Below are 20,170 nucleotides of genomic sequence, written 5' to 3' on the forward strand. Positions count from 1 at the left end.
GGGGCACCGGTGAACGACCGATACGACGCGGGGTACGGGGGCGACCAGTACGAGCTCGTCGGCTACGACGAGTACGGCCGGCCAGTGTACCGGCAGGTACCGGCGCAACAGGTGCCACAGCAGTCGTACGACCCTTACGCACAGCAGGGATACGGCTACGACCCGTACGCGACCGGCCCGCAGCAGCCGGTGCCTCCCTACGACCCGTACGGCACCGGCCAACAGCCCCGCGCCTACGACACCGGGCAGCAGGCGCCCGTCCACGACACCCACGGCACCGATGCACGGGGCGGGCAGGGCGGTGCCGCGGCTCCTTACGACCCCTACGGCCGCACCGCGGCCACCGGGCAGCAACCCCGCGCCGCCGAGCAGACCGCCCACATCCCGCAGCAGGCCGGCCCGGCCGAGGGGGCGCGTGCGGGGTCCCAACGGGACTACCACACCGGGCAGTTCGCATTCGTCGAGGAGCCCGACGGCGACTCCGAAGACGTCATCGACTGGCTGAACTTCACCGAGAACCGCACCGAGCGCCGCGAGGAGGCCAGGCGCCGCGCACGCAGCCGCCTCGTCACCCTCGTCGTCGTCCTCGCGCTGGTCGCCGTCGGCGGCGCCGGCTACCTCTGGTACGCCGGGAAGCTGCCCGGCCTGTCGTCGTCCGACTCCAAGACCGGCACCACGGCCGCCGCCGGCGCCCAGCAGCGCGACGTGATCGTCGTCCACCTGCACAACACCGCCAAGGGCGGCACCTCCACGGCGCTCCTCGTCGACAACACCACCACCAAGGAGGGCACCACCGTCCTGCTGCCCAACTCCCTCGCCCTCACGGACGACGACGGCACCCCGACCACCCTGGCCAAGTCCGTGGAGGACGACGGCTCCTCCGGGACGCGCGAGGCGCTGGACACGGTCCTCGGCACCGACATCGAGGGCACCTGGCGCCTGGACACCCCGTACCTGCAGAACCTCGTCGACCTCATCGGCAACATCGAGGTCACCACCGACGCCGACGTGCCCGACCCCGCCGGAAAGAAGGGTGCCGCACCCCTGGTCCGCAAGGGCGAGGACCAGACCCTCAGCGGCAAGATGGCCGTCGCCTACGCCACCTACCGCGCCTCCGGCGAGGCCCAGAACGCCCAGCTGGAGCGGTTCGGCCAGGTCATGCAGGGCGTGCTGCGCAAGATGTCCTCCGACGCGCAGGCCGCGACGGTCACCGTGCAGACCCTGGCGCAGATCCTCGACCCCTCGCTGACCGACAAGGACCTCGGTACCTTCCTCGCGAAGCTCGCGGACCTCGCCAAGGGCGGCGACCTCAAGACCGCGCTGCTGCCCGTCCAGGGCGACGGCACGCTGAGTGCTCAGGCCGGCGCGGCCGTGGTCAAGGACGTCCTCGGCGGCACCGCGAAGAGCCCCGACAAGGACGCGGCGGTCAGCGTCTCCGTCCAGAACGCCAGCGGTGACAAGGACAACACCGAGAAGGCCCGGGTCGTGCTCCTCAACGGCGGCTTCACGTTCCTGGAGGGCGGCACGGCGTCGAGCACCCGCGCCACGTCCAAGGTCACCTACGCGGACGCCGCCGGCAAGGAGAACGCCACCGAGGTAGCCAAGACCCTCGGCCTGCCCACCGGCTCCGTCGCCCAGGGCAAGATCTCCGGGACGGCGGACGTGGCGGTGGTCCTCGGCAAGGACTACAAGCCCGCGTCGTCCTAGGCGGGGGCGCGCGTCCCGGGCGTGATCCCTTAATCACGTGGGGTGCCGTCGGCGGTCCGTGAGACCCTTGAGGTCAAGTGACCGCCGACGGAAAGCCTCGCAGTGACCGCAACCGACCGCTCCCTGGAGCTCATCAACACCGCCGCCCAGGCGGCCGCCGACAAGCTCGCCCACGACGTCATCGCCTACGACGTCAGTGACGTGCTGTCGATCACGGACGCCTTCCTGCTCGCCTCCGCGCCCAACGACCGCCAGGTCAAGGCGATCGTGGACGAGATCGAGGAGCGGCTCCTCAAGGAGCACGGTGCCAAACCGGTGCGCCGCGAGGGCGACCGCGAGGCCCGCTGGGTCCTGCTCGACTATGTCGACATCGTCGTCCACGTCCAGCACAGCGAGGAGCGGGTCTTCTACGCCCTGGAGCGGCTGTGGAAGGACTGCCCCGAGCTCGAGCTGCCCACCGACGCGCGGGCGACCCGCGGCAAGGCGGAGGAGCACGCCAAGCTGCAGGCCGCCGAGGAGGCGGCCGAGCTGGGCGGTGAGTGGCGTTGACCGCCACCGGTGAGGGGACCGTGGCCAAGCCCGGGCGGGGGCGCCGCGTCATCCTCTGGCGACACGGGCAGACCTCCTGGAACGTGGAGCGCCGCTTCCAGGGCACCACGGACGTCGAGCTCACCGAGGCCGGTCTCGCCCAGGCCCGCCGCGCCGCCCGGCTGCTCGCCTCCCTGAAGCCCGACGCGATCGTCGCCTCGGACCTCCAGCGGGCCGCGAACACCGCCGCCGAGCTCGCCGCGCTCACCGGCCTGCACGTGGCCCGGGACGAGGCCCTCCGCGAGACCTACGCGGGCGTCTGGCAGGGACTGACGCACGAGGAGATCGTCGCCCGCCACGGCGAGGAGTACGCCGCCTGGAAGCGCGGTGAGCCGGTGCGCCGCGGCGGCGGCGAACTGGAGACCGAGGTCGCCGACCGCGCCGCCCCCGTGGTGCAGCGGCACGCCGACAAGCTGCCCGAGGACGGCACGCTCGTCGTGGTCAGCCACGGCGGCACCATCCGCACCACCATCGGCCGGCTCCTCGGCCTGGAGGCCCGCCACTGGGAGAGCCTCGGCGGCCTCTCCAACTGCTGCTGGTCCGTCCTGGGCGAGGGCGCCCGCGGCTGGCGCCTCCTCGAGCACAACGCCGGCACACTGCCGGAGCCGGTCCTCGGCGACGACGACTGACACCGCCGGTCGGTCGTCGCGCCGGGGCCCCGCACCCGGATTTCACTTTCCGGCAGGTCGCAGGCTAAAGTTCTTCTTGTTCGCCCCGCCGAGCGGGGGAACGTGAGGGGCTATAGCTCAGTTGGTAGAGCGCCTGCATGGCATGCAGGAGGTCAGGAGTTCAATTCTCCTTAGCTCCACTGATCGACACTCTGTTGGGTTGTCGAAGATCGGTTGATGAAGATCCCGTCCCGCTGGGGCGGGATTTTTTCATCGGGCCACAGGCATCGGGTACGAGTCACGGCTCGGCCGGGGTCATCGCCCTTTGCGGTGCTGCGACGTTGGGCACACTGTTCTTGAACCGGCTTGAGTCACTTGGGGCCCCGGAGGCGTATACCTCCTCGGAAGCGCTTCTTACATGCATGTTCGCGCTCGCAGCGACGGCCGCGGTGGGCCCCGTGTCCGTACTGGTACTGAGGCGTCGCTGACCGTATTGGTCCGGCCGTGGCAGAATCAAACGGCCGGAAGGGGGCGCGGCCCGACGGGAGGGAGTAGCGATGCCTGCGAGCATCCTCGAAGAGGTCGGTGACCCCTTCGAGGCAGCGTTGACTCGGGACACGGTGACCCGCCTCAGCTGCCCTTCCTGCGGTTCCGCGCATGTGGCCCAAGTCCTCGGCGACAACGGCGGAATTTCCTACGTGTGCACGGCCTGCGGCCACAGCTGGAGCTGATCGATGGGTGCACACAGGCGAAAGTGTGACTGGTGCGGCAGTGGTACGCCGATCGTCCGGGACATGGAACCGGTCAACCCGGACTACCAGTACTGGTGCGAGGAATGCGCGCGGGCGCTGATCATAAAAGGCGACCCGATCGAGACGTACCGCGAGCTGGAGGGCGAGCCGATCTACGGCCGTCTCCTCGAGGAGCACTGCACGCTCAAGCGCTTCTATTCGTTCGTCACGGCTTGACCGGCAAAAACGACACAGGCCACCGTATCGGTGCACAACGGAAAACGATTTGGTGCTGCACCCCGTCGACCGTGTAATGTTGGCGTCGCCGCCGGGGGAACCCGGAGCGCCGCGAGGGGCTATAGCTCAGTTGGTAGAGCGCCTGCATGGCATGCAGGAGGTCAGGAGTTCAATTCTCCTTAGCTCCACAGAAGTCGAAGGCGGGACATCCGATCGGATGTCCCGCCTTCGACGTGTTCAGGGGGAGTTGGGAGCGTGTTCAGCGGCCGAGGGCGCGGCGTCCGCGCCCCTGGGACAGGACCGGCAGGTTGCGGGAGGGCGCCTGCGCGCGGGTGTCCTCCTCGATGCGCAGGGCGAGCGCCGGGCAGCGACGCACCGCGCGTAGAGCCTTGGCCTCGGCGTAGCGCGGCACCTTTGCCTGCGCCACGGTGGGGAAGCCGTCGGCGCCGAGCTGGAAGACCTCCGGGAGGATGTCCGCGCACAGGCCGTGGCCCCGGCACAGCGTCCAGTCGACGTAGATCTTCTGGCGGCTCTCGCCGCTGTCCTGGGGCTCGCCGCCGCCCGGGATGCCCGTAGGCATCTTGCCGCCCTCGAAGAGCGGCAGAACGCCCTCAACGGGCCGTCCGCAGCCGTTCCCGAGGACGTGCGCGGCCAGGTCGTCCGTGAACGCCTTGATGGTCGACTCCAGGAACATCGCGGAGCCGTCGGGGTGCGAGCACGCGCCGCGCCGTTTCACGTTCTTGGCGACCTGCTTGAGGGCCTCCAGGGCAGCCGGGCCGCCGCCGTTGAGGATGTCCTCCATCCCGCGTGCGGCGGCGGGCAGGCCCAGGTAGCAGGGGCCGCACTGTCCCGCGCTCTCCTCGGCCAGCCACTGCGCCACGCGCAGCGACTCGCCCAGGGGGCAGGTCTCCTGACTGATCGGCAGGATCGCGCCGGCGCCGAGCGCCCCGCCCACCGCGTCCAGGGAGTTGCGGGAGACGACCGCCTCGTTGACGGTCGCCGCGTCGATCCACTTGCCGTGGTAGCCGCCCGTGAGCACACCCTGCGGCACCGGCGGGGCGCCGGCCAGCTGCAGGACGTAGCGCAGGGGGACGCCCGTGGGGACCTCGATCACCATCGGGCGGGCGACGGCGCCGGAGACCGTGAGCATGACGGTGCCGGGCTCGTCGTACAGGCCGGTGTTGCCGTAGCGCTCCGGGCCGATGCGGGCGGCGATCGCCAGCTGGGCGAACGTCTCGGCGTTCGACAGCAGCGTCGGCGCGCCGCCGACGCCGTTCTGCGAGGCGCTGACCTTGCGGCCGGGCGGGATCGCCGGGCCGCCGTCGATGGAACGGATCAGCGACGCGGCCGCGCCGGTGACCATGCGGATCGGGTTGCGCTGGACGAACGCCTTCAGCGCCGAGCGGCGGCCGTTGCTCAGGCCGCGCTCGGCCAGCGCGGCCTCCATGGACCGCTGCGTCGACTCACGGGTGACCCCCACCACGAGCGTGCGGGCACCCAGTGCCTCGGCGCACAGCAGCGCGCCGTCCAGGATGAGATGCGGGGCACGGTTGATGAGCACCGTGTCCTTGCGGCAGGCCGGTTCGTCCTCGCTTCCGTTGACGACGACGACCGGCCGGACGCCGCGCTTGATCGCCGATTCGGCGACCGAGCGCAGCTTCTTGTGGAAGGGGAAACCCGCGCCGCCGCGGCCCTTCAGGTTGATGCGTTCGGCGAGCTGCGCGAGCTGCTCGCCGCCCAGGGGTTCGAGCGGCCCGTGCACCTTGAGGTGCATGGGCAGATCAAGTCGTTCGACAAGGTCGAAGCCCGACGTGAGCTGGGGAAGGCCGACCACGCGGACTTCGGGGACGTCGGGCAGGGCCTCGTTCACCTATAGCCTCCGGAAGGCGTGTTCCAAGGTTCGCCCGAACCCGGTGCGCCGAACGACTCACCGGGCATTGGATCATTGGCGGGACCGCTGTTGTACGTGTCGTTCGGGTTGTACGTGCCGTAGAGGGTGTTCGACTCACCGGTGTCGTACACATCACTCGAGCCGTACGCGCCGCCGCCCGAATTGCCATAGACCGGGATGTTGTATCCGGTGTCCTGGAGGGGGTCGTACGCCGACGGAGGTGCCTCGCCGACCGGCGGAGGCGAAGGAATCGGCCAGCTGCCGGAGGCGCCGGCACCGCCGTCGGCGCGCGGGACCGCCTGGGTGGGCTGCATGTCCATGGGCAGATCCATGCGCGCGGTCTGGTCGGCGGCGAACGGCTGCTGCTGCGAGGGCGAGGAGACGGCGCGGTAGGCCGCGGCGAAGCCGTTGGAGGGCTCCGGGGTCATGGTGCGCGACTCGAACGAGGCTGCTGCGGGGGACCCCGTCGTGTCCGTGAACGACGGCGTGGCGGAGCGCCGGCTCTCGTAGCCGGGCAGTCCGGATCCGGCCGACTCCGTCACCCGGGCCCGGCTGACGTCCAGGTCGTCGAGGGCCGACATCTCCCCGTTGCCCAGGATGGCGGTGAGCCGGTCGGCGAGCTTGCGCTTGAACGGGCGCGGTGCGGCGCGCAGCGCGATGGCCCCGATGATCCCGGCCAGGCACAGTTCGTACGACACCATGAAGAACGTCTTCGCCGGGCGTCCCGCGAACAGGCCGTGGATCACTGCGGCGCACAGGGCGGGGTAGGCCAGCATGTGCATCGCGCGCCAGCGGGCGGCGACCGGCGCCGGAGACGCGAACTGGTTGCGCAGCGCACCGGTGACGCCGACGAAGATCATGAGCAGGGCGGCCAGCGAGCCGAGGCCGATGAGGCCGGCGCTGCCCTCGACGCCCAGGCTGAAGGGGATGAGCGCGGCGATCAGGACGGTGTGCTCCAGCGCCAGCTTGACGGCGATGTGCACGAAGAGGAACGCGATCGAGGCGACGGCGGTCACCCGGTGGATGCCCTGCGCCACGATCCGCTGGCGGATGTTGAGGATCAGCCGGTCCTGGGCGACGAGGCCCCAGATGCAGGAGCAGGTGAGGCACACGAGCGACAGGACGCCCGCGCCGAAGTTCAGGAACTGTTGAAGCCAGTCGCCTCCGAACAGCACGACGACGGGTATGAGCAGCAGAACGACAGCTGTGGCCACCCCGTAGGCCGACCGGCCTGGCTTGGGGAGCGAGCTGGTACTACGACGAGGGTTCATGGGGGCAACTCCGAGCAGTTCGGGAAAGCGGTCCCGCTGCCGAACTCTAAGTGGCGCCATACCGATCAGTACGAGGTTTGAGTTATTGCGTTGTTACCAAAGGACAATGCGCCTGTTGTGTTGTCCCTTAGCTGCTGTTACGCGAAGTAACTTTTGACCTTCGTTCAATTTTTGTCGGGTCCCGGGTGCGGGAACTCACAGGTTTGAAGTGGGTGGCACCCGGTGCCAAGGCCGTCCGGGAAGTGCGTCGCGGCGCGAGCGGGGCCTGCGGTACCCTGACGCCATGCGTGCCGTACGCCTTCTGCTTAGCGAGCCGCGCTGATCAGTCCCGACCGACGGTGAGATCGTGGTCGGAGTCGGCGCGGCGTCCCCTCCTATGCGAGGGGATTTTTCGTTTCTCGGAACGACACAGCCGCTGGCAGAGACGATCGATGGAGCTTTGAGGATCATGAGCGAGACGAACCCCGCTGCCGCCGCCGAGGTGGCTGCGCCGCACCGCTACACGGCCGTCATGGCGGCCGAGATCGAGGCACGCTGGCAGGACTTCTGGGACGCCGACGGGACGTACGCTGCGCCGAACCCCAAGGGTGACCTGGCCGGTGACCCGGAAGTGGTCTCCCGGCCCAAGAAGTTCATCATGGACATGTTCCCGTACCCCTCCGGTGCGGGCCTGCACGTCGGCCACCCCCTGGGCTACATCGCCACCGATGTCTTCGCCCGGTTCCAGCGGATGACCGGCCACAACGTCCTGCACACCCTGGGCTTCGACGCCTTCGGCCTGCCCGCCGAGCAGTACGCGGTGCAGACCGGCACGCACCCGCGCGTGTCCACCGAGGCCAACATCGAGAACATGAAGATCCAGCTGCGCCGGCTGGGCCTGGGCCACGACAAGCGCCGGTCGTTCGCCACGATCGACCCGGACTACTACAAGTGGACCCAGTGGATCTTCCTGCAGATCTTCAACTCCTGGTACGACGACGAGGCGAAGCGGGCCCGTCCGATCTCCGAGCTGATCGCGCAGTTCGAGTCCGGTGAGCGTTCCGTACCGGGCCACACGCGCGCGTGGGGCGAGCTGACCGCCGCCGAGCGCGCCGACGTCCTGGGCGACTTCCGCCTGGCGTACGCCTCCGACGCGCCGGTCAACTGGTGTCCCGGCCTGGGCACCGTGCTGGCCAACGAGGAGGTCACCGCCGACGGGCGCTCCGAGCGCGGCAACTTCCCGGTCTTCAAGGCCAAGCTGCGCCAGTGGAACATGCGCATCACCGCCTACGCCGACCGGCTGCTGGAGGACCTGGAGGCGCTGGACTGGCCCGAGGCCATCAAGCTGCAGCAGCGCAACTGGATCGGCCGCTCCGAGGGTGCCCGGGTCGACTTCCCGATCGACGGTGAGCGCATCACGGTCTTCACGACGCGACCCGACACCCTGTTCGGTGCGTCCTACATGGTGCTGGCCCCCGAGCACCCCCTGGTCGAGAAGTTCACCCCGGACGCCTGGCCGGAGGGCACGCACGACGTGTGGACCGGCGGTCACGCGACCCCGGCGGAGGCGGTCGCCGCCTACCGCGCGCAGGCCGCCTCGAAGTCCGACGTCGAGCGGCAGGCCGAGGCCAAGGACAAGACCGGCGTCTTCATCGGCTCGTACGCGACCAACCCGGTCAACGGTGAGCGGATCCCCGTCTTCATCGCCGACTACGTGCTGATGGGCTACGGCACCGGCGCGATCATGGCCGTACCCTGCGGCGACCAGCGCGACTTCGAGTTCGCGCGCGCCTTCGAGCTGCCGATCCGCTGCATCGTCGAGCCGACCGACGGCCGCGGCACGGACACGTCGACGTGGGAGGACGCCTTCGCGTCGTACGACGCGAAGATCATCAACTCGGCCAACGACGACGTCTCCCTGGACGGCCTGGGCGTCGCCGAGGCCAAGGCGCGCATCACCGAGTGGCTGACCCGCAGGGGCATCGGCGAGGGCACCGTCAACTTCCGGCTGCGCGACTGGCTGTTCAGCCGCCAGCGGTACTGGGGCGAGCCCTTCCCGATCGTCTACGACGAGGACGGCGTCGCCCACGCGCTGCCCGAGTCGATGCTGCCGCTGGAGCTGCCGGAGGTCGAGGACTACTCTCCGCGCACCTTCGACCCGGACGACGCGAACACGTCCCCGGAGACGCCGCTGTCCCGCAACGAGGACTGGGTCAGCGTCACCCTGGACCTGGGCGACGGGCCGAAGCCGTACCGCCGCGAGACCAACACCATGCCCAACTGGGCCGGTTCCTGCTGGTACGAGCTGCGCTACCTGGACCCGCACAACGGCGAGAAGCTGGTCGACCCCGAGATCGAGCAGTACTGGATGGGTCCGCGTGAGGGGCAGCCGCACGGCGGCGTCGACCTGTACGTCGGCGGCGCCGAGCACGCCGTGCTGCATCTGCTGTACGCCCGCTTCTGGTCCAAGGTCCTGTTCGACCTGGGGCACGTCTCCTCCGCGGAGCCGTTCCACAAGCTGTTCAACCAGGGCATGATCCAGGCCTACGTCTACCGTGACAGCCGCGGTATCGCGGTGCCGGCCGCCGAGGTGGAGGAGCGCGACGGCGCCTACCACTACCAGGGCGAGAAGGTCTCCCGGCTGCTGGGCAAGATGGGCAAGTCCCTGAAGAACGCGGTCACTCCGGACGAGATCTGCGCCGAGTACGGCGCCGACACGCTGCGCCTGTACGAGATGGCGATGGGTCCGCTGGACGTGTCGCGGCCGTGGGACACGCGCGCGGTGGTTGGCCAGTTCCGGCTGCTGCAGCGGCTGTGGCGCAATGTGGTCGACGAGACGACCGGCGAGGTCACCGTCCTCGACGCGGAGCCCGACGAGGAGACGCTGCGCGCCCTGCACAAGGCGATCGACGGAGTGCGCCAGGACCTGGAGGGCCTGCGCTTCAACACCGCCATCGCCAAGGTCACCGAGCTGAACAACCACCTGACCAAGGCCGGCGGGGCGGTGCCGCGGACGGTCGCCGAGTCGCTGGTGCTGCTGATCGCGCCGCTGGCCCCGCACATCGCCGAGGAGCTGTGGCGCAGGCTGGGCCACACCGATTCGGTCGTCCACCAGGACTTCCCGGTCGCCGACCCGGCGTACGTCGTGGACGAGACCGTGACCTGCGTCGTGCAGATCAAGGGCAAAGTCAAGGCCCGCCTGGAGGTCTCGCCGGCCATCTCCGAGGAGGAGCTGGAGAAGGTGGCGCTGGCCGACGAGAAGGTCGTCGCGGCGCTGGACGGCGCGGGGATCCGCAAGGTGATCGTGCGGGCGCCGAAGCTGGTGAACATCGTTCCGGCGTAGCTGGGCGCAGACTGAAGCGCTGAGGGGACCGCCCTGGCTCGGGGTGGTCCCCTACGGGCAGGTTCGGGGTTCCGGTGGAACTCCGAACCTGCCCGTTGCGTTTACCGTTGAAGAGCGGCGCGGGGTGCGCCGTCGTGGGCCGGAGGAGGAGCGTCGTGGAAGCCGTGATCGCAGTTTTCGCCCTGCTCTTCGTGCTCTTCCTGGTGCTCGGCGCGTATGCCACGGTGAAGGTGATCGGCGCGGCCAAGCGCGGCGTGGACCGCACCATCACCCAGGCCCGCCGCACGGTCGAGGACCACACACTGCGCGCCAAGTCGTTCGCCCAGCTCGGTCCCGCGGGCGAGATCGCCCAGCTCCGGCTCAAGCTGCGCACGTCGATGCGCGCCACTCAGGACGCGCTGCACGCGGGCGTGGCCGAGGACGAGTCCCTCAAGGAGTCCCTCGGCCTCTTCGAGCGGCTCAGCGCGCACGGGCACGAACTGGACGGTGAACTCAAGCGCCTGGAGTCCGAGCCGGACCGCGCGACACTGGCCGAGCGGCTGCCCTCGCTGCGCGAGCGCACCGAACGCATCACACAGTCCGCGGACTCACTGCGCTGGGCGGCCCGCGACCGGGCACGCCGCTTCGCGGACGACGACCTGGACTCCCTCAGCGCCCAGATCGACGTGGAGGCCGGCGCCCTGCGGCACTGGACGACATCGACGTCCACGCCGGCGCCGCCCCCCTGGCCCGAGGCCCCGGCCGCCGACGATGCGTCGGGCCGGCAGACCTGGCCGGGGACCCCGCAGCCGCCCACGGCGGACGAGGCCACGCGGCCCGCGATCACCCCTCCGGGACAGCGCCCCGTGTACCCCTGGCAGAAGAAGCCCCGTCCGGAGAGCACGACATGATCCCGCCACACGCGTCTCAGGAGAGCGGGGCCGGGCTGCCGCCGAGGCGATACGCCAGGTAACCTCCAGCTCATGTCCCGCCATGTCGCGATCGTCACCGATTCAACGGCCTACTTGCCGCCGCGGACGATGGAGCGCCACGGCATCACCGCGGTACCCCTGACCGTGGTCCTCGGTGACCAGGCGCTCGACGAGGGTTCGGAGATCTCGACCCGTTCGCTGGCGCAGGCACTGCAGAAGCGACGCCCCGTCACCACCTCGCGCCCCAGCCCCCAACTCTTCGCGGAGACCTACCGCAAGGTCGCCGAGTCCGGCGCCACCGGCATCGTCTCCCTCCACCTGTCCGCCGAACTCTCGGGCACGTACGACGCGGCCGTCGTCGCGGGGCGCGAGGCGCCGGTGCCGGTGCGGGTGGTGGACACCGGCATGGTCGCGATGGCACTCGGGTTCTGCGCGCTCGCCGCGGCCGAGGCGGCGGAGACGGGCGGCACGGTGGACGAGGCCGTCGCGGCCGCCGAGAAGCGGGCCGCGGGCACCTCCGCCTACTTCTACGTCGACACCCTCGACTATCTGCGCCGCGGCGGCCGGATCGGCGCGGCGCAGGCCCTGTTGGGCTCCGCGCTCGCGGTGAAGCCGCTGCTGCGACTGGACGACGGCCGCATCGAACTTCTGGAGAAGGTACGTACGGCGTCGAAGGCGATCGCCCGGCTCGAGGAGCTCGTGGCCGACCGGGCGGGCAGCGCCCCGGTCGACATCGCCGTCCACCATCTCGCCGCGCCCGACCGGGCCTCGGCCCTGGCGGACCGCCTGCGGGCGCGTGTTCCCGGCGTTGCCGACCTGCATGTGAGCGAGGTGGGAGCGGTGATCGGGGCACACACGGGGCCGGGGTTGCTGGGGGTTGTGGTCTCTCCGCGGTGACGGCTTGCGTTTCACCCGTGTGAGTGGCGGAGTTGTCCACAACTGGGCGGTCGTCCCCGGAACTTGAGCAAGATCATCGCCAATCGGCGAACTGCACGATGCTCGTGGCATGGCACTTCGATCACGCTCACGCACAGCGACCGCAACCAGTGGCCCGGGACGCGGACCCGCCTCCGACGGCCGAACTCGCCACCGACGACCGCCCGTACGGGGCCGGAACCGGATCCGGCACCGTCACGCGTCGGCGGAAGACCTCCGGCGACGAGCGGAGCTGCTCTTCGCCGAACGCGCCGGTGCATGGCGGGAGTCGGGGGCGGGGCCGCCGGTGGAGGAACGGCGTGAGGTGCACGCCGACGGGATCCCGGCGGACGCGGGGGCGGTTCCTGACATCACCCCCGATGCCGATGCCGACGCCCATGCCCATGCCGATGCCGGAACCCGCCGGGTCGCGGCCGGTTGGCAGGAGCGTGCCGGGCTCGCCCTGCGGGAGCGGATGCCGGTGTGGCTGCAGGCGCGGTGCGGGCTGGAGCGGCGGAGCGCGGTCGCGCTGACGGTGCTGCTCGTCGTCGTGGCGGCGTTCGCGGCGCAGCACTACTGGACCGGCAGGACCCAGCCCGTGCGGGCGCCCGAGGTGGTGCGGGCGGCCGCTTCGTACGGGGCCCGGGAACCGGCCGAGGCGGCCGCACCCGGCGCCCCGGCAGGCGCCTCCGCGGATGCCGCGGCCACGGCGGGCAACGAGATCGTGGTGGACGTCAGCGGCAAGGTCCGCGATCCCGGGATCCACCGCCTGCCGCCCGGCTCGCGTGTGGCCGACGCCCTGCGCGCGGCCGGCGGGGTGCGCCCGGGCACCAACACCGACGGCCTGAACCGCGCCCGCTTCCTCGTGGACGGGGAACAGGTGCTCGTGGGTGCTCCCGCGCCCGTCGGAGGGCCGGGAGTCGGGGGTGCCGCCGGTGAACCGGCCGGTGCGGCTCCGGCGGCGCCGGTGTCCCTCAACACCGCCACCGTGGACCAGCTCGAGACCCTGCCGGGCGTGGGACCCGTGCTGGCGCAGCACATCGTCGACTACCGCACCCGGCACGGCGGTTTCCGTTCGGTGGACGAGCTGCGCGACGTCAATGGCATCGGCGAGCGCCGCTTCGCCGATCTGCGGAATCTCGTACGGCCATGACGCGCGACCACGCCGTTGCGCCCGGCCGTGTGGCGGCGGACGGCCCCGGTGCCCGCGCCCGCCGGGCCGTGCACGCAGCCTCCGGGAAGCGGCTGGGGGCCGCCAACCCACGGCAGGAAGGACCGACGGATCTGAGACTCGTCCCGCCCGCGCTGGCGGCCTGGGCGACGGCGGCGCTGACGCTGGACGCACCGCCGGGACAGGTGACCGCGCTCGTGGTGGTCTGCTCGGCCCTGGCCGCCGTACTGCTGCTGGTGCGCCGAAGGAGAGCAGGAGGCCTGCAGGAGCCAGGGCGGGTTCGCGCAGGGTCGCGCACGGCGGTCGCGGCGGCACTGCTGTGCGTGGCCGCGGCTGCCGCCTCGGCCGGGCTGCACGGGGCGGATCTGCGGCGCGGACCCGTGCCGGTGCTGGCGCGGCAGTACGCCACGGTGACCGCCGAGGTCGAGGTCACCGCCGACCCGCGGCTCACCCGGCCACGGGTCAGAGGGGATCACGCGGCTCCGTCCGCCGTGCTGGTGGAGGCGGAGGTGCGACGAGTCGAGGAGAGGGGTGGGACGGTGGTGGCGACGCGGACACCTGTGCTCGTGATCGTCGGCGCGGGCGCGGATCCCCGGAAGGCGACCGTGGGAACGGGGAGAGCTGCCGCACGCTCGTCCTGGCTCGGGCTGCTGCCTTCCACACGGCTGCGGGTGACCGGGCGGCTGGCGCCCGCGATGACCGGCGGCGACCGGATCGCGGCGGTGCTGCGGGTGCGGGACCGGGCGGCACCGCAGGTCGTGGCGGAGCCGTCGGGAGCGCAGCGGTTCGCGGGCCGGTTGCGGGCCGGGCTGCGGGAGGCCACCGGCGGACTGCCGCCGGACGCGCGGGCGCTGCTGCCCGGGCTGGTCGTCGGCGACACCTCACGGATCACGCCCGAACTGGACGAGGCCTTCAAGGAGACGGACCTCGCGCACACGCTCGCGGTGTCCGGAAGCAACCTCACGATCATCCTCGCGCTGCTCATCGGGCCACCCGGACTGGCCCAGCACGTCGAGCGGCGCGGCCTGGCGCCCAGGCTCGGCATCTCCCTGAGGGCGACCGCGCTCCTCGGCGGAGGGCTCACCCTCGGGTTCGTCGTCGTGTGCAGGCCGGATCCGAGCGTGCTGCGGGCCGCGGCCTGCGGAGCCGTCGCGCTGCTCGCCCTCGCGACCGGACGCCGCAGATCCCTGGTTCCTGCACTGGCCGCGGCCGTACTGCTGCTGGTGCTGTACGACCCGTGGCTGGCCCGCAGCTACGGCTTCCTGCTCTCCGTCCTCGCCACCGGCGCCCTGCTCACGCTCGCGCCCCGCTGGAGCAGGGCCCTGCGAAGGTGCCGGATTCCGCCGCGGCCGGCCGAGGCGCTGGCCGCCGCGGCCGCCGCGCAGGCCCTGTGCGCGCCGGTCGTGGCGGTGCTGTCGGCGCGGGTGAGCCTGGTGGCGGTGCCGTGCAACCTGCTGGCGGAGGTCGCCGTCGCGCCGGCGACGGTGCTCGGGTTCGCCGCGCTGGCGGCGGCACCGGTCGCGATGCCGGTGGCCGAGGCACTCGCCTGGTGCGCGAGTTGGCCGGCCGGGTGGATCGCGGACGTGGCGCGGACGGGGGCGGCGCTGCCCGGCGCGGGAGTGGACTGGCCGGGCAGCTGGACCGGGGCCCTGCTGCTCGCCCTTGTGACCGCGGTCGTCGTGCTCGTCGGCCGGCGGGTGCTGGGACACCCCTGGTGGTGCGGGGTGTGCGGGGTGCTGCTCCTGCTGGTGGTGGTGCAGCCGCCACCGCTGACCCGGGTGATCACGGGCTGGCCGCCGCCGGGCTGGCGGTTCGCGATGTGCGACGTGGGACAGGGCGACGCCCTGGTGCTCGCGGCGGGTGGGGGTACCGGGGTGGTGGTGGACGCCGGGCCCGATCCGGCCCTGGTCGACCGGTGTCTGCACACGCTGGGCATCACCACGGTTCCGCTCGTCGTACTGACGCACTTCCACGCCGATCACGTGGCCGGACTGCCGGGCGTGCTGCGGGGGCGCGCGGTGGGCGCGATCGAGACGACGGGATTCGAGGAGCCCGTGGACCAGGTGGAGTTCGTGCGGAGGGCTGCGGCCGAGCGGCACATCCCGATCACCCGGGCCGGCGCCGGGGAGGAGCGGCGCATCGGGGCGCTCTCCTGGCAGGTGCTGTGGCCGGCGCCGGGCCCGGCGCCGGAACCGGAGGACCCGAACGACGCCAGTGTCACGCTGTTCGTCCGGTCGGCCGAGCTGACTCTGCTGCTGCTCGGGGATCTCGAACCCCCGGCGCAGCGGGCCCTGTTGAGGTCGTCGGCGGCGGCGCTCCTGGCCGGGGTGGACGTGCTCAAGGTGGCCCATCACGGCTCGGCCTATCAGGATCCCGACCTCGTACGGGCCGTGGCTCCGCGGCTGGCGTTGATCTCGTGCGGGGCGGACAACCCGTACGGGCACCCGGCTCCCGGCACGGTCGCGGCGTTGCGGGCCGGGGGCGCACAGGTGCTGCGGACGGACCAGGACGGGGCGCTGGCGGTGGCCGGGAGGGGCGGGGAGTTGCGGGTGGCGCGAGACTGAGGTCATGAATCCCGCACAGGTTGATGCCTACCTCCGCCGCCTGGGCGTCGCGCACCCGGCGTGGCCCACCGTCGACGTGCTGCGCGAGCTGCACCTGCGCCACCTGCAGACGGTGCCCTTCGAGAACCTGTCGATCCACCTCGGCGAGGAGATCGTGCTGGAGGAGAAGCGGCTGCTGGACAAGTTGCTGGGGGCGGGGCGGGGAGGGTTCTGCTACGAACTGAACGGGGCGTTCGGGGCGCTGCTCGCCACGCTGGGGTTCGACGTCACGCTGCTCGCGGCGCGCGTCCACGGGGAGGAGGGCCGCCTCGGGATCCCGTACGACCATCTCGCGCTGCGGGTGCGGACGGTGGACGCGGGCGAGTGGCTGGCCGATGTGGGGTTCGGGGCGCACAGCCACTACCCGCTGGCCTTCGAGGAGCGGGGTGAGCAGGTGGACCCCGGTGGGGTGTTCCGGATCGTCGCGGCGGGGCCGGACGCTGCGGGAGCGCGGGGCGGTGTCGCCGGGTCGGTCGAGGTGGCGGACTTGGACGTCGTCCGCAACGGCAGACCGGAGTACCGCCTGGAGGTGCGGCCCCGGGTGCTGGGCGACTTCGTGGCCGGGGCCTGGTGGCACACGACCTCCCCGACGTCGCACTTCACGCAGTCGCTGGTCTGCTCGCGCGTCACCGAGGAGGGAGGGAGGATCACGCTCAGCGGACGGCGGCTGACGGTGACGGCGGCGGACGGGGCGCGTGAGGAGCGGGAGTTGGGCACGGACGAGGAGGTGCTCGCGGAGTACCGGGACCGGTTCGGGATCGAGCTGACGTCGGTGCCGACGGTGGGTGAGCGCAACCGGGATGACTGATTCTTTACTTCGGGCACATAGGGTTACTTCTGCGTAGTCCCAGCACTTCTGCTGGATTCCCGTGATGTGGTTCCGAGTTGCCTCGAAAGCCTCAGCGGTGGTCGAATGCATCCCCGACAACGGGGTCAAGTCGCACAAGGGTGGGCGCAGATGATCGGCCGCTGGCTGGGAAACCGAACGAACCGGGTGCAACGGACGAGTCCCCTGGCGGCGCTGCAGACCCCGCCGAGTGCCGGGGTGCTGAGCTGCCGGGTGCTGGATCCGGTCAACGCACCGGTGGCGCATGCGGAGTTCGCGGTCAGCGACGCCATGGGGCGCAAGGTGGTCAGCGGTGGTACGGATCCCTACGGGTCGTTCGTGGCGACGGTTCCGGCGGGGGAGTACAAGCTCGCGGTGTCCGCCGACGGGTACACGCCGTACCGGGCGACCGCCCTCGTCGGTGAGAACTCGCTCGCCTCGCTGGGCGATGTGACGCTCCAGCCGGCCCATCCGCCGGAGCCACCGGCGCCGGGCGACTGGGAGATCGAGCCGACGCATTCGTCGATCGCCTTCACCGCGCGGCACATCGGACTGGCCCGGATTCACGGGCGGTTCAACACCTTCGCGGGGGTCGTCCGGATCGCCGATCCGGTGGAGCAGTCGGCGATGCACGTGGTGATCGACGCGGCGTCCATCGACACGAACGTGCGGATGCGCGACGACCACCTTCGGTCGGCGGACTTCCTGGACGTCCAGCGGTTTCCGACGCTCGAGTTCTACAGCGACCGGTTCGTCCACAGGGGCGGCAGCCGGTGGGCCGTCACCGGGGCGCTGTCGTTGCACGGGGTGACGCGCACGGTCACGCTCGACACGGAGTACCTCGGGCTCGGGAACGGGATGGAGGGCGAGGTGCGGGCAGCGTGCCGGGCCACCACCGAACTGCGCCGGGACGACTTCACGGTGAGCTGGCAGACGATGCTGGCGCGGGGTATCGCGGTGGTGGGACCGAGCATCGGTATCGAGCTGGACGTGCAGGTCGTGCGCAGGAGCTGAGGCCGGGGGCGGGGCCCGGCTGTCGTGTGCGGGGGCCGACAATGGCTCCGTGAGTGATGTGAAACATGTGCTGGTGCTGCCCGACCGTGACGCCGCGGAAGAGGTGGTGGAGGCGCTCGGGGAGCGATTCGGGATCGTGGAGGAGCCACAGCTCGTAAGGGACGCCCTGGCCGGGGAGGACGACGCCGAGGACGCGCAGTGGCTCGTCGTCCTGCGGGACGAGGGGGAGCGGCTGGATCCCGGGGAGCTGGACGCGTTCGTGGGGGAGTGGGACGGGTGGCGGGAGGAGCCGTAGTCACGGCGGGGCGGGCTTCGTCCGGGTGGCGGGGCGGGGCCGTTGTCAGTGGCGCGTGGGATGCTTGGCGCGATGGCCAGGAAGACTGCGAATGACGACCCTCTCGCCCCGGTGACGCTTGCCGTGGGCCAGGAGGACCTCCTGCTCGACCGTGCCGTGCAGGAGGTGGTGGCCGCCGCCAGGGCCGCCGACGCCGACACGGACGTACGTGACCTGACCCCGGACCAGTTGCAGCCGGGCACGCTCGCCGAGCTGACCAGCCCCTCGCTCTTCGCGGAGCGCAAGGTCGTGGTCGTACGCAACGCGCAGGACCTGTCGGCCGACACGGTCAAGGACGTGAAGGCGTATCTCGGGGCGCCCGCCGAGGAGATCACCCTCGTGCTGCTGCACGCGGGTGGAGCCAAGGGCAAGGGGTTGCTGGACGCCGTGCGCAAGGCGGGCGCGCGGGAGGTGGCCTGTCCGAAGATGACCAAGCCGGCGGACCGGCTGGCCTTCGTGCGGGGTGAGTTCCGTACGCTCGGGCGGTCCGCCACCCCCGAGGCGTGCCAGGCGCTCGTCGATGCGATCGGGAGCGATCTCAGGGAGCTGGCGTCGGCCGTGGCGCAGCTCGTCGCCGACGTCGAGGGGACCATCGACGAGGCCGTCGTCGGGCGGTACTACAAGGGGCGGGCCGAGGCGTCGAGCTTCACCGTCGCGGACCGGGCGGTCGAAGGGCGGGCCGCGGAGGCGCTGGAGGCGTTGCGGTGGTCGCTGGCCACCGGCGTCGCACCCGTGATGATCACGAGCGCGCTCGCGCAGGGCGTGCGGGCGATCGGCAAGCTGTCCTCCGCGCGTGGTGGGCGCCCCGCCGACCTCGCGCGCGAGCTGGGCATGCCGCCGTGGAAGATCGACCGGGTGCGCCAGCAGATGCGCGGTTGGACGCCGGACGGGGTGGCCGTCGCGCTGCGGGCCGTGGCCGAGGCCGACGCGGGGGTGAAGGGCGGCGGGGACGACCCCGAGTACGCCCTGGAGAAGGCCGTCGTCACCATCGCGCGCGCGGCGCGGTCCAGGGGGCGGGCGTAGCGCATCTACGTCCGTGATCGAGTCGACGGGGCGGGGGCGAAGAGGACAATCGGGTGTATCAGCCGCAGCTCGCCGAAGCGACGGAGAGGTGGCGATGATCATGGCTGAACACCCGCACGCAGCGCTCGTCCGCAAGGGCTACGAAGCATTCTCGCGAGGTGACATGGAAACCTTGCGCGGCGTGTTGTCGGGGGACTGTACGCACCATGTGCCCGGCAGTCACCCACTCTCGGGCGACTACAAGGGACAGGACGCGGTCATCGAGATGTACGGCCGGCTCTTCGAGGAGACGGGCGGGACGATGCAGGTCGAACTGCGCAACATTCTCGTCGACGGCCGCGGCCACGCCGTGTCCGTGCACCGCTTCACCGCCGAGCGCCAGGGCAAGCGCATCGACGAGACGGGAGGCATCGTCTTCCGGATCGTGGGGGAGAAGGCCACCGACCTCGACGAGTGCGTGGCGGACATCGACAAGGCCAACGACTTCTGGTCGTGACCCCCGGGCCTCCTGTCCAGGCCGAAGGCCCCGGCACCCGCTCCGGGGAAGAGCGGGAGGCCGGGGCCTTCGGGTTCAAGCTGCTGGATCCACGCCCGCGTGGCGAACGCAGGCCGCGCGTGGATCTGTGGGATGCCGGTCGGGAGCGGATGAGAGAGGGCCCGCTCTGGGTCCTTCCGGCGGTCAGATCAAGAGAAAGGTCAGCCCTTGAGGGACGCGACCTTCGAAGCCAGCGCCGACTTCTTGTTGGCAGCCTGGTTCTTGTGGATGACGCCCTTCGAGACGGCCTTGTCGAGCGCACGCGACGCGGCGCGCTGGAGCTCGGTGGCCTTCTCGACGTCACCCGCGGCAGCGGCCTCACGGGCCTTGCGGATCGCGGTCTTCAGGGAGGACTTGACGGCCTTGTTGCGCAGCCGGGCCTTCTCGTTGGTCTTGATCCGCTTGATCTGGGACTTGATGTTCGCCACGAATGAGCCTTTTCAGGTTCAGGCACGGGTCCGCGAAGGTCCCGTACCAGGTGAT

General features: G+C 71.2%; 18 protein-coding genes, 2 tRNA genes and 1 pseudogene. 18 read left to right on the top strand and 3 right to left on the bottom strand.

Annotated features, from left to right (window positions below):
* The first annotated feature begins 9 nt into the window (after positions 1-9).
* The 8 genes and pseudogenes from ABZO29_RS28995 to ABZO29_RS29030 all read left to right on the top strand — a co-directional run bounded on the left by ABZO29_RS28995 (position 10) and on the right by ABZO29_RS29030 (position 4,059).
* Positions 10-1,707 (top strand): LCP family protein, encoded by a 1,698-nt coding sequence (locus tag ABZO29_RS28995; RefSeq protein WP_367323111.1) that lies wholly within the window; start codon positions 10-12, stop codon positions 1,705-1,707.
* A gap of 102 nt (positions 1,708-1,809) precedes the next feature.
* Positions 1,810-2,256: a ribosome silencing factor gene (gene rsfS / locus ABZO29_RS29000; RefSeq protein WP_367323112.1), complete on the top strand. Its 447-nt coding sequence runs from the start codon at positions 1,810-1,812 to the stop codon at positions 2,254-2,256.
* Positions 2,253-2,924 (top strand): histidine phosphatase family protein, encoded by a 672-nt coding sequence (locus ABZO29_RS29005; protein WP_367323113.1) that lies wholly within the window; start codon positions 2,253-2,255, stop codon positions 2,922-2,924. Before rsfS ends, ABZO29_RS29005 begins: the two co-directional genes overlap by 4 nt.
* A 106-nt stretch (positions 2,925-3,030) precedes the next feature.
* A tRNA-Ala gene (locus ABZO29_RS29010) sits at positions 3,031-3,103 on the top strand.
* Positions 3,104-3,247: 144 nt separating this feature from the next.
* A pseudogene (locus ABZO29_RS29015) lies at positions 3,248-3,391 on the top strand (MFS transporter); the annotation flags it as partial.
* Positions 3,392-3,460: 69 nt separating this feature from the next.
* Complete coding sequence (locus tag ABZO29_RS29020) at positions 3,461-3,634, top strand: hypothetical protein (RefSeq protein ID WP_367323114.1); 174 nt, start codon at positions 3,461-3,463, stop codon at positions 3,632-3,634.
* A gap of 3 nt (positions 3,635-3,637) precedes the next feature.
* Positions 3,638-3,871 carry a hypothetical protein gene (locus tag ABZO29_RS29025; protein WP_003976229.1) on the top strand — a complete coding sequence of 78 codons (234 nt, stop codon included), beginning with the start codon at positions 3,638-3,640 and terminating at the stop codon, positions 3,869-3,871.
* Between the two features lie 115 nt (positions 3,872-3,986).
* Positions 3,987-4,059: transfer RNA gene (locus ABZO29_RS29030), tRNA-Ala, on the top strand.
* 71 nt (positions 4,060-4,130) lie between these two features.
* Here ABZO29_RS29030 and ABZO29_RS29035 read toward each other — a convergent pair.
* Both ABZO29_RS29035 and ABZO29_RS29040 read right to left on the bottom strand, forming a co-directional pair.
* The gene (locus ABZO29_RS29035) at positions 4,131-5,741 is read right to left on the bottom strand and encodes an NADH-ubiquinone oxidoreductase-F iron-sulfur binding region domain-containing protein (RefSeq protein WP_367323115.1); all 1,611 of its coding nucleotides are present in this window, start codon (positions 5,739-5,741) and stop codon (positions 4,131-4,133) included.
* Positions 5,738-7,033 carry a cytochrome b/b6 domain-containing protein gene (locus ABZO29_RS29040; RefSeq protein ID WP_367323116.1) on the bottom strand — a complete coding sequence of 432 codons (1,296 nt, stop codon included), beginning with the start codon at positions 7,031-7,033 and terminating at the stop codon, positions 5,738-5,740. Before ABZO29_RS29040 ends, ABZO29_RS29035 begins: the two co-directional genes overlap by 4 nt.
* A 448-nt stretch (positions 7,034-7,481) precedes the next feature.
* Between ABZO29_RS29040 and leuS the strand changes: the two genes are divergently transcribed.
* The 10 genes from leuS to ABZO29_RS29090 all read left to right on the top strand — a co-directional run bounded on the left by leuS (position 7,482) and on the right by ABZO29_RS29090 (position 19,648).
* On the top strand, positions 7,482-10,355 hold the full coding sequence (gene leuS / locus ABZO29_RS29045; RefSeq protein WP_367323117.1) for a leucine--tRNA ligase: 2,874 nt from the start codon (positions 7,482-7,484) through the stop codon (positions 10,353-10,355).
* A 155-nt stretch (positions 10,356-10,510) separates the two neighbouring features.
* Positions 10,511-11,245, top strand: coding sequence for a hypothetical protein (locus tag ABZO29_RS29050; protein WP_367323118.1), 735 nt, complete (start codon positions 10,511-10,513; stop codon positions 11,243-11,245).
* A 72-nt stretch (positions 11,246-11,317) separates the two neighbouring features.
* Positions 11,318-12,163 carry a DegV family protein gene (locus ABZO29_RS29055; protein ID WP_367323119.1) on the top strand — a complete coding sequence of 282 codons (846 nt, stop codon included), beginning with the start codon at positions 11,318-11,320 and terminating at the stop codon, positions 12,161-12,163.
* Between the two features lie 109 nt (positions 12,164-12,272).
* The gene (locus ABZO29_RS29060) at positions 12,273-13,334 is read left to right on the top strand and encodes a helix-hairpin-helix domain-containing protein (RefSeq protein WP_367323120.1); all 1,062 of its coding nucleotides are present in this window, start codon (positions 12,273-12,275) and stop codon (positions 13,332-13,334) included.
* Positions 13,335-13,402: 68 nt separating this feature from the next.
* Positions 13,403-15,916, top strand: coding sequence for a ComEC/Rec2 family competence protein (locus tag ABZO29_RS29065; RefSeq protein ID WP_367326282.1), 2,514 nt, complete (start codon positions 13,403-13,405; stop codon positions 15,914-15,916).
* A 4-nt stretch (positions 15,917-15,920) separates the two neighbouring features.
* Entirely contained in the window at positions 15,921-16,763 is an 843-nt protein-coding gene (locus ABZO29_RS29070; protein WP_367323121.1) for an arylamine N-acetyltransferase, read from the top strand.
* Positions 16,764-16,913: 150 nt separating this feature from the next.
* Entirely contained in the window at positions 16,914-17,795 is an 882-nt protein-coding gene (locus ABZO29_RS29075; protein WP_367323122.1) for a YceI family protein, read from the top strand.
* Positions 17,796-17,844: 49 nt separating this feature from the next.
* Positions 17,845-18,090, top strand: coding sequence for a hypothetical protein (locus ABZO29_RS29080; RefSeq protein WP_367323123.1), 246 nt, complete (start codon positions 17,845-17,847; stop codon positions 18,088-18,090).
* A 72-nt stretch (positions 18,091-18,162) separates the two neighbouring features.
* The gene (gene holA, locus ABZO29_RS29085) at positions 18,163-19,152 is read left to right on the top strand and encodes a DNA polymerase III subunit delta (protein WP_367323124.1); all 990 of its coding nucleotides are present in this window, start codon (positions 18,163-18,165) and stop codon (positions 19,150-19,152) included.
* A 100-nt stretch (positions 19,153-19,252) separates the two neighbouring features.
* On the top strand, positions 19,253-19,648 hold the full coding sequence (locus ABZO29_RS29090; protein WP_367323125.1) for a nuclear transport factor 2 family protein: 396 nt from the start codon (positions 19,253-19,255) through the stop codon (positions 19,646-19,648).
* Between the two features lie 200 nt (positions 19,649-19,848).
* On the opposite strand, the gene rpsT is transcribed toward ABZO29_RS29090, so the two are convergent.
* The gene (gene rpsT / locus ABZO29_RS29095; protein WP_367323126.1) at positions 19,849-20,115 is read right to left on the bottom strand and encodes a 30S ribosomal protein S20; all 267 of its coding nucleotides are present in this window, start codon (positions 20,113-20,115) and stop codon (positions 19,849-19,851) included.
* Positions 20,116-20,170: the final 55 nt, after the last annotated feature.

The organism is Streptomyces sp. HUAS ZL42 (assembly GCF_040782645.1).
In the GTDB taxonomy this organism is placed as follows: domain Bacteria; phylum Actinomycetota; class Actinomycetes; order Streptomycetales; family Streptomycetaceae; genus Streptomyces.